Raw genomic sequence first — 15,296 nt, 5'->3', positions numbered from 1 at the left:
CGCGAGTTCAAATTCAACTGCTCAATCGGATTCAATCGATGTCACAGACGCTGCATCATTGATCTGGTCCCGTTGATTGCAGCGTTGCCGAGTTCGTCGAAGATAGCCGCCGCCGCTCTCAACAGGTGGCTTTGGTCCCTATCGTGTCTGGCAAGTGTTGGCGAGATGAGGCGGGGATTCTCGCAGTTCGACAAGCTTAGCTTGCTGGAGGCCTGGAGGGGGTGGTGGCGCGTCTTGTGTGTCGCAGCGCTAGCTGCTTGTGACTTGCTACATCCATGGCGCGCTTCGCGCGCAGGTTGAATCCTGATCGAGGCTGAACAACAGCGGATGGAGAGATGTCTTAAGCGAAGTGACTTGAAATAATCACCCCGCCACCGCCCTACAGCTCAATTGGCCAAACCTGCGCGTCGTCACCGGAAAATCTTGGGGTCCCAGAGAGTTGGGTGCGGCTCACCAGACGCCTCCGCAATCGCGATGTGCGTGCCGAAGGCGTAGCAGGGATGGCGAGCGCCACCTAGCACCCCTCTGTCCCGCAGGGGCTGGGCTGCCTGACGGCGGACATCTGCCTCGGCTTGGCGGACTTTCTTCATATGCCCATCCGACAGTTACGAGGTAAACCATGAAGTATGTATTTCAGCGCCGGTCCAGTGCACTCTTCGGCGGCGCGGCATCGTTGTTCGCCGCTGCTAGCGTGCACGCGCAAGGTCGCCTTACTGAACCTGCCTCACGTGTCGTGCTCTGTGCCGAGCACAGGAATAAGGACTGTCCAATCGATTTGTGGAGGGCAAACGCGATGGAGGGCGGCAAATTCTTTCCCGCCACCAAGGGGGGTCTGCTAGACCCGATCGCACCGACCGATGTGCAGAACGCGGCGCCGCCAGCGGACGGGCACATTGCCGGCAGCACCGTGCGCGGCGATGTGCCCTTGCTAGATGAGCAGACGCCAACGCGCTGGGAGAAGATTCGCTTACACTCCGGCGCGAAGCAGAAGTTCAAGTGGGAATACGATGCGCCTCACCCGACACGGCGTTGGAACTACTTCATCACACGGGTGGACTGGAATCCGTCCTCGCCGCTCACGCGCGCGCAGTTCGAAGTGAAGCCATTTTGCACAATCCAGAATGGCCGCCAGCCGTTTTGGGATCCGAATGCCAACCTGATGCCCACGGCGCCCACTGTGCACATGTGCGAGCTGCCAAGGCGCACCGGCTACCAAGTGATTTTGGCTGTGTGGGAACTCGCCAACAGCCCGATGGCGTTCTATCAGATCGTCGACGCGACTTTCGAGGAACGGAGATCGTCGAGCACCAGTGGTTCCGATTGAAGGGGCGCTCTAGGCGGATCTCGCCGCCGAAATGCGGCGGGCGCTTGGCCGACCTGCAGAGATCCACCACAGACAGTAGCTGCCGTTTAGCAAGGAAGACGCCGAATGAAGCTGATTGTTTTCGACTTCGAAGGCGCGCTGCTCATAGTCGGGTCTTGATCTTAGAATGTCTTACGCCTTGTCTTTGTTCAATGTTGTGCGCCTCTTCCATCACATCAGGGCTGCTTCCCACCAATTAGAGGCTGTTAGGGACCAGCAGTGAGTTTAGCGACGTTTTTGAGCAGGATGCATGCGAAGGCGATGAGGTGGAGGTCGGCGAGGGTCTGAGCGCATCGCTCGTAATCTTTGGCAAGTCTTCGGAAGCGTGTGGCCCACGCGAAAGATCGTTCGACGACCCATCGCCTTGGGAGCAGCACGAAGCCTCGTTTGGCCTCCGACAGCTTTATGACCTCGAAGGCAATGCCGTGTTCTGCAGCCGCCGTTGCAGGCTTGTCGCCTGTGTAGCCCTGGTCAACGAAGGCGACTTCGACGCTCTGACCAGTCTCTGCCTGAATCGTCTTGGCGATCCGGCCAATCTCGGCGCGATCGTCGGTGTTGGCGGGCGTGACATGCAGCGCCAGAAGATGGCCGAGCGTATCGACGGCCAAATGCAGCTTCGAACCTTTCTTGCGTTTGGCTCCGTCGTAGGCGCCGCGGGCGCCACTCTCGGGCGTCGAGCGCAGAGTTCGACTGTCGATGATGGCGGCGGTCGGCTGCGCGGGTCGTCCAGCCGCAAGGCGCAGGATAACGCGCAGATCCTCGGCCAGGGCTTCAAAGCAACCCGCGAGCAACCACCGCTGCGCCTGTTGATACACGATCTCCCACGGCGGCAAATCGTTCGGCATCCAGCGCCAGGGCGCGCCGGTCTTCACGATATAGCGCAGGCCGTTGAACACCTCGCGAAGCGCGTGCGTCCGCTGCGAGGCGTCCTCGGGCAAAAGTGTCAGATACGGCGCAACAAGCGCCCACTCGTCATCGGAAACGTCAGAAGGATAAGGCTCGCGGGGAATCGACATCCCGCAAACCTCAACATCTATGGTTAATCAGTCCCTAACAGCCTCTAGAAGGTCGATCGGACTTATCCGAACACATCTAGCCGGCAGTTTGCCACGCAACGAGGAGGCTCGTCATACACATGGTGGGTGGCGCGCCTCGAGCATGGCCACGCCCCAAAGACGACAAGCGGGAAGCACGATCGGCGCTCAGAAAACCGCTTCCAGGGCACCTTCGCAGGGGATGAAGGGCTTGTAAAATGCGCCTTAAGTTCAAAGTTGACCTCTGAGGCTGGGGGCTGCGGCGTCCGAAATCTTGTTCACCACGAGAATGCATGGTGCCCTAGTAAGAAATGTGTACCGATAAGTTCTATTTACTTCCTTTATAGTGCCGGGTAAACCGCTGCATGGGCAGCGCAATTTCTGTCCCAGGCGGCCCTTTCGAAAAACTAAGGTGGATCAATGGAGACGGGACACAAGGGCAAGGCTCTGCAGAAGGCTGTCCGCGTTGGTCGCCCTCCGAAGGAGTTGGCCGCCGAAGTGGATGAGCGAATCCTGAGCGCAGCGCGTGAGTTGTTTCTCGCTCGGGGGCTCGCCGGGGTCAGCGTCGGGGAAATTGCGAGCCTTGCCCGTGCAAGCAAGGCAACGATCTATACGCGTTTTTCAACCAAAGAGGCTCTATTCGCTGCAATTGCGATGCGCAACGCGGAGAAGGTGCGGGAAGGCTACGAAAGTGCGGTACCCTCTGGCGACACGATCGAAGAGCGATTGACGGTCCTTGGGAGCGAGATACTCAAGCACGTCCTTGCCGCCGATAGTGTCGATTTCATGCGTCTCGCGGCTGCCGAAGCGCGGCGTTTCCCTGATCTGGCCAAGGTGGAGCGAATGATGCGCGAACGCGGCACTCATCACGCGGCTAACGTCTTGAAAGACGTGACTCACTCCAAGCAGGGCAGGGCGTATGCCGCCTTCGCTCAGGAGCGGCTGACTAGAACGGCGCAGTTCTTCCTGGATCTCGTCGTCGCGCCGCTCGTGATGCGGGCGGTGTTCGGCGAAGATCCCAAGCGGCTTAAGGCACACATGCGTGGCCATGTGGCGGAGAGCGTTTCGTTCTTCCTCGCGGCCTGCCGCACCGGCGAGCCCCATCGATAGCGATCCACACAGTAACTCTTTTGCGGGTACTCACCGGCCGAGTCCGGTCGTGCGCGGTCCTCTCCTGTCCGTCACACTCGAAAGTTCTCGCGGAGTCATGGGTGCCCCGACGCAAGCCACACAGCAAAGGCGCGGGCCGACAATGCTGCGCCCGCAAATCGACGACTTTGCAGCAAATGTTGCACTTGATTTCCAGCCTTTCTGGTTTTTCGGTTTTCGGGGCTGACCCACCAGGAAGATAAGCCGTCGCATGTGAGCGCTGCCGGAGCAGACCCCGCAGTTGCACCTCGTGCGCAGTGATGGTGCTCAAAAAATAGAGCCTCACGGTACGGTTGGTTGACAGAGATCTCTGCGCACAATATCGGTACCGAACCGTACAGTTCGATATTTGGTGTCGGAAGAGAATGTCGGTTTTGGGGAATAGCGAACCTTTTGTGGCAGCACGGCGGAGCGGAAGGCGCACGGTTGCACGGTGTCCCGTCATGTCGCGGCTCGGATGCGTTCGCCTTTTGGCGGGCGCCGTCGCACCTGCTTTTTTTTGCTCGCCTCTTGCGCGGTCGGACCGAACTTCGTTGCGCCCAACGCCCCGGCCGTTGACCGCTACACACGGGAGCCTCACCTCGCCTCGACCGACAGCACCAAAACGGCCGGGGGCAATTCGCAAGTGTTTTCGCCGGGAGGCGACATCTCAGGCGACTGGTGGGGGCACTTTCACTCGCGCAAGCTCACAGCATTCGTTGAAGAAGCCGTTCGCAACCATCCCGATATTCAGTCCGCCGAATTTGCGCTGCGCGCCGCCCGGGAGACCGCGCTCGCCGAGCAGGGCGCCTTGATCCCGCAAGCGACCGGGACGGGTTCTGCCGCACGCGAGCAGGGCCCGCTCTACAAGCTCTTCAACAGCTCGGTCAGCGTCTCCTACGCGCTCGATCTCTGGGGCGGCACGCACCGGGAAGTCGAGGCGCTCGAGGCGCAAGCCGACTACCAAGCGTTCAAGCTGGAGGCGGCCTACCTGGCGCTGACCGCTAATGTGATCACGGCGGCGATCGCCGACGCCTCGCTCCGCGACCAGATCTCAGCGACCGAGGAGATCGTCAAGGCCGAGACGGATCAGCTGGCGCGTATCCAGCGCCAGTTCGAGATCGGGGCGGTCTCCAAGTCCGATGTGCTGTCCCAGGAATCGACGCTTGCGCAGGCCAAGGCGACGCTGCCGCCGCTGCAGAAGCAGCTCGTGCAGCAGCGCAATCAGCTGATGGCCTATCTTGGGCGCCTGCCGAGCGAGGATCGCGGCGAGCATGTCATGCTTGCCGAACTGCGTTTGCCTGGAAGGCTTCCGGTGTCGTTGTCGTCAGAGCTCGTCCGTCAGCGTCCGGACATCCGCCAGGCCGAGGCGACGCTGCATCAGGCGACCGCGGCCGTCGGTGTCGGTATGGCAAATCTTTTGCCGCAGATCACGCTGTCCGGCAGCTACGGTGCGAGCGGAACGGGCAAGCTGTTTTCGCCCGGAACGATCGTCTGGGACGCGACCTCCACCGTCACGCAGAAGCTGATCGACGGCGGCACGCTCTATCACACCAAAGAAGCCGACGTTGCGCTCTTCGAGCAGGATATGGCGGCCTACAAGAGCACTGTGATCACAGCGTTCCAGAACGTCGCGGATTCGCTGCGCGCGATTCAGTACGACGCGGCGACGCTGAAGGCGCAAGCCGAAGCGGAGAAGGCCGCATCCGACAGTCTTTCGATGTCGATCGAGCAGTTCAAGACCGGCGCGGTCCCTTACGCCAACGTCATCACGGCTCAGCAATCCTATCTCAACGCGCGGATATCGCGTATTAAGGCGCAGGCGGCGCGCTTCGCCGACACCGCAGCGCTATTCCAGTCGCTCGGCGGCGGATGGTGGAACAGAGCCGACCTGACGGTCGATGCTCTGCCTCGCGCCAATCCCGGTTATTTCGCCGGTCCCAACCGCTCAACACAGGAAGCAATGCGATGATCAAGCGCATGACGATCATGCTCGCCGTGATGGGGGTCCTGTTCGCCGGCCTCTACGGCGTTCAGACCTTCAAGGACATGATGATCAGGAAGGCGATCGGCGCCATGAAGAATCCGCCGCAGACCGTGTCCACCGTGGTCGCGGTAACAGCGCCCTGGCGATCGACCCTTTCCTCCGTCGGCTCGCTCCGCGCGGTGAACGGCGCCGATCTCGCGCTGCAGGCTTCCGGGATCGTGCAGAGTATCCAGTTCTCTTCCGGCGACGAGGTGACTGAAGGCCAGCCCTTGCTCCAGCTCGTCGCGTCCGACGACGTCGCCAAGCTGCAGTCGCTGCAGGCCATCGCCGAGAACAACGCGATTATAGTCAAACGCGATGAGGAGCAGATCAAGTTCAACGCTGTCAGTCAGGCCACGCTCGACAGCGATAAAGCCAATCTGAAGAATGCCAGAGCCCTGGTCGAGCAGCAAAAGGCCATCGTCGAGCAAAAGACGCTCAAGGCGCCGTTCGCCGGGCGGCTCGGGATTCGCGCCGTCGATATCGGCCAGTTCTTGAGCGCGGGCACGGCCATCGTCACATTGCAGAGTCTCGATCCGATATACATCGATTTCTTTCTGCCGCAGCAGGCGCTGGCCTCGATCGTCATCGGCCAGGACGTCACCGCGACGGTGGATGCGTTCCCCGGCGAACGCTTCTGGGGCCGGATATCGGCGGTCAACGCCAAGGTCGACAGCGCAAGCCGCAACATCCAGGTTCGGGCGACGATCCGAAACAATCCGGCCCGTCTCCTCCCGGGCATGTTCGCCAAGGTCGAGATAGACATCGGAAAGCAGGAAGAGATCGTCACCGTTCCGCTCACGTCAATCGTCAATAATGCCTATGGCGACCTGGTCTATCTCGTGGACGGTCTGCACGACGGGCAGGGCGCCGCGCGGCAGATGTTCGTCAAGACCAAGCCGGCAAAGGGCGACCGCATCGCCGTGACTGACGGCATCAAGCCCGGCGAGACCGTCATGATTGCGGGGCAGATCAAGCTTCGCAACGGTAGCCCGGTAAAAATCGACAATTCCCACGTTCCGCTCGCGGAAGTGGCGCCGACAGTCGTTGACCAGTGAACGACGGGACGAGCAGCAAGAGCGATACGATGCGCTTCACGGACATTTTCATTCGTCGCCCGATGCTCGCCCTTGTGGTCAGCGCGCTGATTCTGGTGCTCGGGTTGCGGTCGATGACCTCGTTGTCGATCCTGCAATATCCGCGTACCCAGAACGCGATCGTTACGGTGACGACGGCCTATGCCGGTGCCGATTCCGACATCATCACCGGCTTCATCACCACGCCGCTGGAGAACGCGATCGCCCAGGCGAACGGCATCGACTACATGAATTCCAGCAGCACCACCGGTACCAGCACCATCACTGTAAACCTGCGACTGAACTACGATTCCGGCAAGGCGATGACGGAGATCAACGCCAAGGTCAACTCCGTCCTCAACCAGCTTCCGACTGGCTCCCAGCAGCCGACTTTGACGCTGAAGGTGGGCCAGACCATCGATGCAATGTACATCGGGTTTGCGAGCGAGGTGCTCGCTCCCAACCAGATCACTGACTACCTGACCCGCGTGGTGCAGCCCAAGCTGCAGACCGTGCCGGGCGTTCAGACGGCCGAGTTGATCGGCGGCAAGAAGTTCGCCCTGCGTGCCTGGCTCGACGCCGATAAGCTTGGAGCCTATGGGCTGACGGCGAGCGACGTCTCCACCGCGATGTCCGGCAACGACTATATCGCCGGTCTCGGTTCGACAAGGGGACGGCTCGTCCAGGTCGATCTCTCGGCCACGACGAACCTTCATTCGCTCGAGCAGTACCGCAATCTCGTCATCAAGCACGTGAACGGCGCGATTATCCGCCTGAAGGATGTGGCGAACGTGACGCTTGGCAACGACGACTATGATAGCTCGGCCAAGTTCAACGGCAAGACGGCCGTCTATCTCGGCATCCAGGTGGCGCCGACCGCGAACCTGCTCGATGTCATTAAGGGGGTAAAAAGGGTGCTTCCCGACATCAATGCGAGCCTGCCGAACGGCATCACCAGCGAGATCCTCTACGACTCGACGCGGTTCGTGAGCAGTTCGATCGATGAGGTCGTCCATTCGCTGCTTGAGGCGGTTGTCATCGTGACTATCGTGGTCTTCCTTTTCCTCGGCTCGTGGCGGTCGGTGCTGATCCCGGTGATCGCGATCCCTTTGTCCCTAATCGGCACCTTCGAACTAATGCTGCTGATGGGATTCTCGATCAATCTCCTGACGCTGCTGGCCCTGGTGCTCGCGATCGGACTAGTCGTCGACGATGCCATCATCGTCGTGGAGAGCGTCCACCGCCTGATTGATCAGGGCACGCCGCCCGTCGAGGCGGCGATCCAATCGGCCCGCGCGCTCGTCAGCCCCATCATCGCAATGACGGTCGTCCTGATCGCGGTGTACGTTCCGGTCGGCTTCCAGGGCGGTCTCACGGGCGCTCTGTTCACGGAATTCGCGTTCACGCTGGCTGGTGCGGTTATCGTGTCGGCGGTCATCGCATTGACCTTGTCCCCCATGAATTGTGCCTGGCTGCTGCGCCGGACCGAGCGGGATGCTACGAATTGGCAGGCGCGTCTGGTACGCAGGATCGATCACGCGCTGGAGCGGCTGACCGCCGCCTATCGCCGCCGCCTTGAATCTCTCTTTGTCACCAAGGCCGTCGTGGTGGTCTTCGCGCTGCTGCTGCTCGCCAGCATCCCCTGGCTCTATGCGAGCTCGAAGAACGAACTCGCGCCGGATGAGGATCAAGGCGTGATCCTGACGATGACTAATTCGGCGCCCTCGGCCACGCCTGAGCAGCGTCGGTTCTACGCGCAACAGGTGTACGACCTCGTCTCGAAGCGCCCTGAGACCGGGCTCGTCTTCCAGATCGATACGCCCTCCCAGGCGATTGCCGGCTGGGTGCTCAAGCCGTGGAACAAGCGTAGTGTGACCACCGGCACGCTTCAGTTTCAATTCCAGGACCTACTCAACGGCATCGCGGGCACGCGTTCGGTGGCATTCCAACCGCCGCCGCTGCCGGGCAGCAACGGCTTGCCGATCCAGTTCGTCATCGGCACGACGGGCTCGTTCAACGAGCTTGACGAGGTCGCCCGGAACTTCATGGCGGAGGCGCTCAAGACCGGGCAGTTCATGTTCCTTGACAACGACCTCAAGATCGACAAGCCGAAGAGCACCGTCGTGTTCGACCGCGACAAGGCCGGCGATCTCGGTTTGAAGATGAGCGATCTCGGTGGCGCCCTGGCGACCATGCTGGGCGGCAATTACGTCGAGTATTTCAACCTGGACGGCCGCTCCTACAAGGTGATCGCGCAGGTCCGGCAAAACGACCGCCTCACCACCGAGCAACTGCTGAGCTACCAGATTCGGACCAGCAACAACACCATGGTGCCGCTGGCAACGGTCGCCCATCTCGACAATAAGGCCGCTCCGCAGGCACTCAACCATTTCCAGCAGATCAACGCCGCGACCATTTCCGGGGTGGCGATGCCGGGCGTCGCGATGGGCGATGCGCTTGCGACCTTGAAGACGCTCGCAAAATCCCTTCCGGCGGGCTACTCGACCGACTTCGCAGGCGCCTCCCGCCAACTCGAGCAGGAATCGGGCGGCTTCGTCACCATGTTCATGTTCGCGTTCATCATCATCTATCTTTCCCTTGCCGCACTATTCAACAGCTTCCTGGATCCGGTCATTATTTTGATATCGGTACCGATGTCGCTCGCCGGCGCGCTGATCTTCATCAGCGTCGGCATCGGCGGCGCCAGTATCAATATCTACACTCAGGTCGGCCTCGTCACCCTGATGGGTCTCGTCAGCAAACATGGGATCTTGATGGTGGAGGTGGCGAATGTGTTGCGCGCCGAAGGGAGAAACCGCACGGAGGCCATCATCGAGGCGGCGACAATCAGGCTGCGGCCCATTCTCATGACGACGGCGGCCATGGTGCTTGGCGTGCTGCCGCTGGTCACAGCGAGTGGCGCCGGCGCGGTGTCCCGCTACAACATGGGTCTTGTGATCGCCACGGGCCTGTCGATCGGAACGCTCTTCACCCTGTTTGTGGTGCCGGTCGCGTACTCGCTCATCGCCCGTCGCGGGCGAGAGGCTTCGAATTGAAGCGCTCTGATCAGGGCGTGCGTCGGAGAACTGCTGGTCGCGCGCGTCCGACCAAATCAAATGACTACCGCCGGCCCTGATCCGACGCACCGCCCCGCCTTTTATGGATGCATGCAGCGGTTGCCACTTTTGCGGCCTGGTTGCTGGCCACAATTGGAGGCATCGACAAGAGCCTCTGCGGCGCTCGAGAGGCGAGAAGATCGCCGGACACGGTACCGCTAATGATGGTCGGCATGTTCGCGGCGATCATCGCCGCGCCGAACCGGCTACGACTGCTACTGTTGCTGGTGCTGACGATGATGATCGCGCCGACGCACGGTTGACCGGAACACCCGGCGCCAGCGACCGACGAAGAGGCGATGTGTTCCGGACAGCTCCCGCGTCCCCGTCGCGGAATGAGCGAATCTTCCCGATCGGGATCTTTTCCAGGAAATGAGATGTTTTTTACCGATCGGGCATATTTTCAGCGGTCCCTCATCCCAGAACCGGTCTTTGCCGAGCGCGGGCCAGCGAGGTCCGGCTTTTGCCGACAGTGGGCGGACATCACGACTGCAGGGCCCGCGCGCTGCTAAGCATTCCTGAAAAAATGCGGGCGTACTATGCCTCGAAATGCCGGCGCGCCTGTTTTCTTGCATTGGAAATTGTCCAATAGAATCACGCCACGGAAATTTGGATTGCTGGCTTTGTATGGGGCCTTTTTCACATGCGTCCGATGATCGCAAATTCCATCTGAGCTGCGATTTCCGCCTCAATCCGATTGCGAAAGTCGCTCAGGTTGCTGGACGTGACAAATCAAGGTCGGTCGTAGAAAGCGAACATTTCATTCAGGTAGCGCTTTCGGTAGATTGAGGCGAAACGCTCGGCTCTCCAAGCAGCTATGCGACTCTTGTGGTCTCACGCCATGCGGGACGCCTCCTGCAACATGATCTCCCTCATCCAGATGTTTGCCTGATCATTGTTGTGAAGAGCCGGCCATTGTACGGCTTCCGTAAAGGCCGGTAGCGGGATTGGAAGATCAACGATCCTTAGCCGCATCGTCGTTGCGAAATGTCGCGCCAGCCGCGAATGCATTGTCGCGATCCGCTCGGTGCCCAGCAGCAGGGGCGGGATCAAGCTGAAGCTCGGCACTGCAACCTCGACACGCCGCTTGTGACCATGCTCGAGCAGGAGCCATGCCTCGATGGAGGGCTTGCCCGTTTGTCCGAACTGCGCCGCAACGTGACCCATCGACATGTACCGATCGAAGGTGAGCTTGCGTGAAAGCTGCTTGTTCGTGTGACAGCCCACGCACACCAGCGTCTCGTCAAACAGCTTTGCCTTGGGGTGCGCGTTTGACATGTACATTTCCGGAAAGATGAGGAAATCGACCTCGCCGCGACGAAGCGGCTCGTCCGGTTGGTCGTCAAACGGAATCAGCTCGAACGTGATGTTGGGGGCCTCGCGCGCAACACGCGCGATCACCGTCCGGAAGAACACCAATGCCATGAAATCAGACAGAATGACCCGGAAGCGGCGGTCCGATTTGGCCGGGTCGAACGTGTCACGCTCGGTCATGGAAAGCCGGATGTGCAGCAGCGCTTCGCGGGTCGGCGCAGCCAGCGCTTCGGCAAGCGGCGTCGGAACCAGTTCGTGGCCGTGCATCGTGAAGAGATCGTCGCGGAAATAGGCACGCAATCTTGCGACCGCCGCGCTCATGGCCGGCTGGCTCAAATGGATGCTGCGCGCTGCCGCAGTTAGGCTGCGCTCGGTCATCAGCGCGTCGAGTGCGACGAGGAGGTTCAGGTCGAGACCTTTGAAGCGCATGATGGGGCATCCACGCTATAGATATGGCTCATAAAGACAATCGATTGTACCAATGCCTCTCAGTATCACAAGCTGCAAAAAAACCGGGAGGACGTTCATGGCTCAGACCGACTTCGATGTGGCCGTCATCGGATACGGGCCAACGGGCCTGACGGCGGCATCGCTCCTGGGGCAGCTGGGCCACCGCGTCCTGGTCGTCGAGCGATGGCCCTCTCTCTATGGTCTTCCGCGATTGACGCACATCGATGGAGAGACCGCAAGGCTGCTCAGCTTCGCATGCGACATCGAGGAGGCGCTCAGGGACTCATCGCCGATCGAGTCCTACATTTTCTATAACGCGAAAGGAAAGCGGCTGGTCGATGTCGTCGATATTCCTAGCCTGCCGATGGGATTTCCGGCGCATATTTCGATTCATCAGCCTGATATCGAGGCGGCGATCGACCGCAAGGTGCGCAGCTTGCCGAATGTAACGGTGCGCCAGGGGGTGGAGCTCACCGGCTTGAAGATTTCAGCCGGAAGGGTCGAACTCGCGCTAAGGGCGGGCGACGCCGCGGAAACCGCGCACGCGCGCTACGTCTTTGCGGCCGATGGTGCCAGGAGCTTCGTGAGGGCCGCGCTCGGGATTGAGCGCGACGACTCCGGCTTCAACGAGCGCTGGCTCAATATCGACGGGGAGCGCAAGCGGCCGCTTCCCGCAAGCTTCGAAGAAACCAAGCAGTATTGCGACCCGGCACGAGGCCACATGTTCCTGCCGATCGGGGCAAATCGACAGCGGTTCGAATTTGCGCTGCTGCCGGACGAGGACACTGACGAGATGGAGCGGGCAGAGAGCGCGTGGAGAATCTTGAAGCAATATCACGATGTCGGCCCGGACGACCTTCGGATCATTAGGCAGATCGTCTACACCTTCGAATGCCGTATGGCGCAGAGCTGGCGCAGCGGGCCGGTGTTCCTGGGAGGCGACGCCGCGCATACCATGCCGCCCTATCTCGGGCAGGGCGCTTGCTCCGGTATCAGGGACGCCGCGAATTTCGCCTGGAAGCTTGATCTCGTGCTCCGGAACGTCGCTTCACCGGAAGTCCTTGAGAGCTACGAGCCCGAGCGCCGTCCACATGTCGCCCACATCATGCGCACGGCGGTGATGTTGGGGAAAATCGCCAATACACATAGCCGAACGGTCGCGTTCTTCCGTGATCTTGCCTTCCGGTTCAATCTGTTCCCGCCGCCGCCGCCATTTCCGTCCCTTTCCGCCGGCATCATCCAGGACGACCGTCGCGGCGCCTGGGGCAAGGCCGTGGGCTCGGTACCGCCGCAGGGGCGTGTCAGGATCGGCGATCGCATTGCAAGGCTCGACGACCAGGTCGGCTACAGTTTCGCACTCATTGCTGAACGCAATCCAGCGGCTGTTCTTGGCCCATCGCGGATGGGCTTTCTTCGGAGTCTCGGTTGTCGCGCATTCACGCTCGCCGACGATGCCGGCGCCGGCGTTGAACGTATGCTCGATATCGATAGAACCTATTCGTCTTGTCTCGCTGGAAAGAACGCTGCCGCGATGGTCACCCGTCCGGACACCAATCTGTTTGGCTTTGCCGCCGGGCTGAAGGACGTCGCCGACCTTGCAGAAAAGCTCCAGCAGAAGCTGTCGTGGCACGCGACGGCCTTGGCAGCGTGAACATGGCCATATCCGAAGAACAGGCCAAAGAAATCGAGGCCCTGTGCCGTGCGATGTCGGTCACGCGCATGGTCGACTATGGCATGACGCGCGATAAGGCACGGCTCGCACATCAGCGGGTGCGCGAGGGGAGGCCCTGGGACCTCGTGCTTGAAGAGATGGCGCACGAGGCGGAGCGCCTTGCCGAGGTGGCCGATGACGCAGCGCTTGCCCGCGAAAGCTGGCACGCCGCTGCTGTGAGCCTGATCTTTGCTCAAATGGCCTTCAATGCGGATGGCGACCGTAAGCGGGAGCTCTATCGCCGGATGACCCAGTGCTTCGCGCGCTTTGCTGCACTGTCGAATTACCCGGCGACGAAGGTGGAAGTGCCATACCGGCAGGGGACGCTGTTCGGATGGCACTTTCAACCGGTCGAGGAGCTGACCCGCGCGAGCGTGATCGTGTTCGGGGGCATGAGTGGCTGGTCCACGGCCTATCGCTCGATGGCGGAAGCGCTCTGCGCGCGAGGGATCGCGTGCTTTCTGGTAGATGGTCCCGGGCAGGGCGAGAGCAGGCTTGAGGGAGGCATCCTCGCCGATGAGGACGTTGCAAGCGGTTTGAGCCGCTTCGTCGATCTTGCCCTGATGCGCTCGCCTGGTCAGAGGATTGGGCTGTGGGGCAACAGCTATGGCGGGCTGCTCGCGGCACTCACCGCCATCCGCGATACCCGCGTGCGCGCCTGCTGCATTAATGGTGCTCCGGCGCGCACGGAGGTGCCGCCGTTCCGAACGGCGCAAGAGCAGCTCGCCGCGATGTTCGGCTGCCACGATCCGGATTTGCTTGCCGAGCGCGTTTCCGCGCTTGTCTTCGACGGCCGCGTTTCTATCGCCTGCGCGACGCTGGTGCTGGAGGGCGACGCCGATGCGCTGGTCAAGCCGGGATCTCAGAGTGCGTTTCTCGAAGGCAACACCGATCCCCGATCGCGCCTCAAGTCCTGGCCAGACGGCGAGCACACGATCTATAACCATCGGGACGAGCGAAACACGCTAGCAGCGGACTGGTTTAGCGCGGTGCTCAGATTGTAGCCGGAAGCGGCTGGAGCGAGAGTCGCATCGGGCCAAGCCAGTTCGAGCGTCGGGTCCACGAACGGCTCGGCCACCTGCACTCAAGCAGAGTCGCCTGCACTCAAGATGTGCCTTTCTGCGTTGGAGGGCGGGGCTCTTCAGCTTCTCGACAGCCAGGCGGGGTAGGCAACCTGATCTGATTGACTTCGGACACGGAGGGTTGGTGTGGACCTAAACTATTCCAATCGATTCGATCCAGGTCATTGGCAGGCCGACGATGCCATGTTGCATCAGCAGGAAGTGGGGCGGTCCGGGTCAGAGGACTTTGAGCAGCACTTGCACGAGGCGCGCCGTGCCGACTCTCTTGTTTCTAGAGAGGTGGCCCCTCAAGACCGATATTTTCCTTGTCTATCGGACAAAGATCGTCGCCTCATCCAGGACGCGGCACAACATTTTGCACGCCAGGGTCTGCGACCGAGGACCGCTGCCAATTATGCTCGGGCCCTTCGTAGATTGGGGAATCAAGGCAATTCCGGATCGTAGAGTGCAATCGCGTTGTTGCGCGCGAGATAGCTTTGGCCGTAGTTGAAGAGGAACTGATTGCCCGAAGCGAACAAGCGGCCGGCTACGACCGGCGCCGTCTCGCCGGGCAGCCAGACCCACACATAGGTTTCAGTCGGCTTCTTGTCAGAAGTTGTCATCGGGTTTCGCGCGCGATGTGTGGACGGCTTTCGGCATCAGCGTCATTACGGCTGTATTCGATGCGAGCGCGCTGGTCAGAGCGCGTTCATCGGCAGCAAACAGCGGCACGCCAACGATAGCGGCGGCTTCGAAGACGGCGCCCAGCGTGCAGCCGAGATCTCCGTTCTCGATTCGCCGCAGGAGTCCGCGCGAAAGGCCCGCGCGGTCGGCGAGTTCTTCGGTCGTCATCTTTCGGTCGATGCGCGCCTTACGAATGAGCTGACCTAAAAGGACAGCCGCCTCCTTTGCGTAGCGGGAATAGGGTCTCGTTTTCTTCATCATCACTGAGCCATTAATGGACCTCATGGACCCAACTGGGCCATTTATAGCCAAAATCCGGATTTGTCGATGGTT

The 15,296-nt window shown here is 60.9% G+C and carries 11 protein-coding genes; 7 read left to right on the top strand and 4 right to left on the bottom strand.

What is annotated here, in order from left to right; genetic code table 11:
- The first annotated feature begins 619 nt into the window (after window positions 1–619).
- Window positions 620–1,324, top strand: a complete 705-nt coding sequence (locus NLN62_RS10310) for a lytic polysaccharide monooxygenase (RefSeq protein ID WP_254108680.1) — start codon at window positions 620–622, stop codon at window positions 1,322–1,324.
- 245 nt (window positions 1,325–1,569) lie between these two features.
- On the opposite strand, the gene NLN62_RS10305 is transcribed toward NLN62_RS10310, so the two are convergent.
- Window positions 1,570–2,379, bottom strand: coding sequence for an IS5 family transposase (locus NLN62_RS10305; RefSeq protein WP_254108679.1), 810 nt, complete (start codon window positions 2,377–2,379; stop codon window positions 1,570–1,572).
- A 516-nt stretch (window positions 2,380–2,895) separates the two neighbouring features.
- Here NLN62_RS10305 and NLN62_RS10300 point away from each other — a divergent pair.
- The 4 genes from NLN62_RS10300 to NLN62_RS10285 all read left to right on the top strand — a co-directional run bounded on the left by NLN62_RS10300 (window position 2,896) and on the right by NLN62_RS10285 (window position 9,683).
- Window positions 2,896–3,507 carry a TetR/AcrR family transcriptional regulator gene (locus NLN62_RS10300; protein WP_254108678.1) on the top strand — a complete coding sequence of 204 codons (612 nt, stop codon included), beginning with the start codon at window positions 2,896–2,898 and terminating at the stop codon, window positions 3,505–3,507.
- Between the two features lie 496 nt (window positions 3,508–4,003).
- A complete protein-coding gene (locus NLN62_RS10295) occupies window positions 4,004–5,497 on the top strand; it encodes an efflux transporter outer membrane subunit (RefSeq protein ID WP_254108677.1) in 1,494 nt (497 codons plus the stop codon).
- Complete coding sequence (locus NLN62_RS10290; protein ID WP_254108676.1) at window positions 5,494–6,609, top strand: efflux RND transporter periplasmic adaptor subunit; 1,116 nt, start codon at window positions 5,494–5,496, stop codon at window positions 6,607–6,609. The genes NLN62_RS10295 and NLN62_RS10290 overlap by 4 nt, the downstream gene beginning before the upstream one ends.
- A 29-nt stretch (window positions 6,610–6,638) precedes the next feature.
- Window positions 6,639–9,683: an efflux RND transporter permease subunit gene (locus NLN62_RS10285; protein ID WP_254108675.1), complete on the top strand. Its 3,045-nt coding sequence runs from the start codon at window positions 6,639–6,641 to the stop codon at window positions 9,681–9,683.
- 894 nt (window positions 9,684–10,577) lie between these two features.
- Here NLN62_RS10285 and NLN62_RS10280 read toward each other — a convergent pair.
- Entirely contained in the window at window positions 10,578–11,486 is a 909-nt protein-coding gene (locus NLN62_RS10280) for a LysR family transcriptional regulator (protein ID WP_254108674.1), read from the bottom strand.
- A 97-nt stretch (window positions 11,487–11,583) separates the two neighbouring features.
- Here NLN62_RS10280 and NLN62_RS10275 point away from each other — a divergent pair, with 97 nt between their 5' ends.
- Together NLN62_RS10275 and NLN62_RS10270 are read left to right on the top strand one after the other, a co-directional pair.
- Window positions 11,584–13,158 (top strand): bifunctional 3-(3-hydroxy-phenyl)propionate/3-hydroxycinnamic acid hydroxylase, encoded by a 1,575-nt coding sequence (locus NLN62_RS10275; protein ID WP_254108673.1) that lies wholly within the window; start codon window positions 11,584–11,586, stop codon window positions 13,156–13,158.
- A gap of 2 nt (window positions 13,159–13,160) precedes the next feature.
- Window positions 13,161–14,222, top strand: coding sequence for an alpha/beta hydrolase (locus NLN62_RS10270; RefSeq protein WP_254108672.1), 1,062 nt, complete (start codon window positions 13,161–13,163; stop codon window positions 14,220–14,222).
- Window positions 14,223–14,722: 500 nt separating this feature from the next.
- On the opposite strand, the gene NLN62_RS10265 is transcribed toward NLN62_RS10270, so the two are convergent.
- Complete coding sequence (locus NLN62_RS10265) at window positions 14,723–14,902, bottom strand: hypothetical protein (RefSeq protein ID WP_371932950.1); 180 nt, start codon at window positions 14,900–14,902, stop codon at window positions 14,723–14,725.
- Entirely contained in the window at window positions 14,889–15,221 is a 333-nt protein-coding gene (locus NLN62_RS10260) for a helix-turn-helix transcriptional regulator (RefSeq protein WP_254108671.1), read from the bottom strand. The genes NLN62_RS10265 and NLN62_RS10260 overlap by 14 nt, the downstream gene beginning before the upstream one ends.
- Window positions 15,222–15,296: the final 75 nt, after the last annotated feature.

The sequence above is a fragment of the Bradyrhizobium sp. CCGUVB23 genome (assembly GCF_024199885.1).
Lineage (GTDB): Bacteria > Pseudomonadota > Alphaproteobacteria > Rhizobiales > Xanthobacteraceae > Bradyrhizobium.
Note: the sequence above shows the minus strand (reverse complement) of the source record. Positions and strands in the feature narration are given on the sequence as shown.

Coding starts and splice junctions, on each gene's coding strand:
- NLN62_RS10265 (WP_371932950.1), bottom strand. CDS start 14,902: ATGACAACTTCTGACAAGAAGCCGACTGAAACCTATGTGTGGGTCTGG.
- NLN62_RS10260 (WP_254108671.1), bottom strand. CDS start 15,221: ATGAAGAAAACGAGACCCTATTCCCGCTACGCAAAGGAGGCGGCTGTC.
- NLN62_RS10305 (WP_254108679.1), bottom strand. CDS start 2,379: ATGTCGATTCCCCGCGAGCCTTATCCTTCTGACGTTTCCGATGACGAG.
- NLN62_RS10295 (WP_254108677.1), top strand. CDS start 4,004: ATGCGTTCGCCTTTTGGCGGGCGCCGTCGCACCTGCTTTTTTTTGCTC.
- NLN62_RS10275 (WP_254108673.1), top strand. CDS start 11,584: ATGGCTCAGACCGACTTCGATGTGGCCGTCATCGGATACGGGCCAACG.
- NLN62_RS10310 (WP_254108680.1), top strand. CDS start 620: ATGAAGTATGTATTTCAGCGCCGGTCCAGTGCACTCTTCGGCGGCGCG.
- NLN62_RS10285 (WP_254108675.1), top strand. CDS start 6,639: ATGCGCTTCACGGACATTTTCATTCGTCGCCCGATGCTCGCCCTTGTG.
- NLN62_RS10270 (WP_254108672.1), top strand. CDS start 13,161: ATGGCCATATCCGAAGAACAGGCCAAAGAAATCGAGGCCCTGTGCCGT.
- NLN62_RS10290 (WP_254108676.1), top strand. CDS start 5,494: ATGATCAAGCGCATGACGATCATGCTCGCCGTGATGGGGGTCCTGTTC.
- NLN62_RS10280 (WP_254108674.1), bottom strand. CDS start 11,486: ATGCGCTTCAAAGGTCTCGACCTGAACCTCCTCGTCGCACTCGACGCG.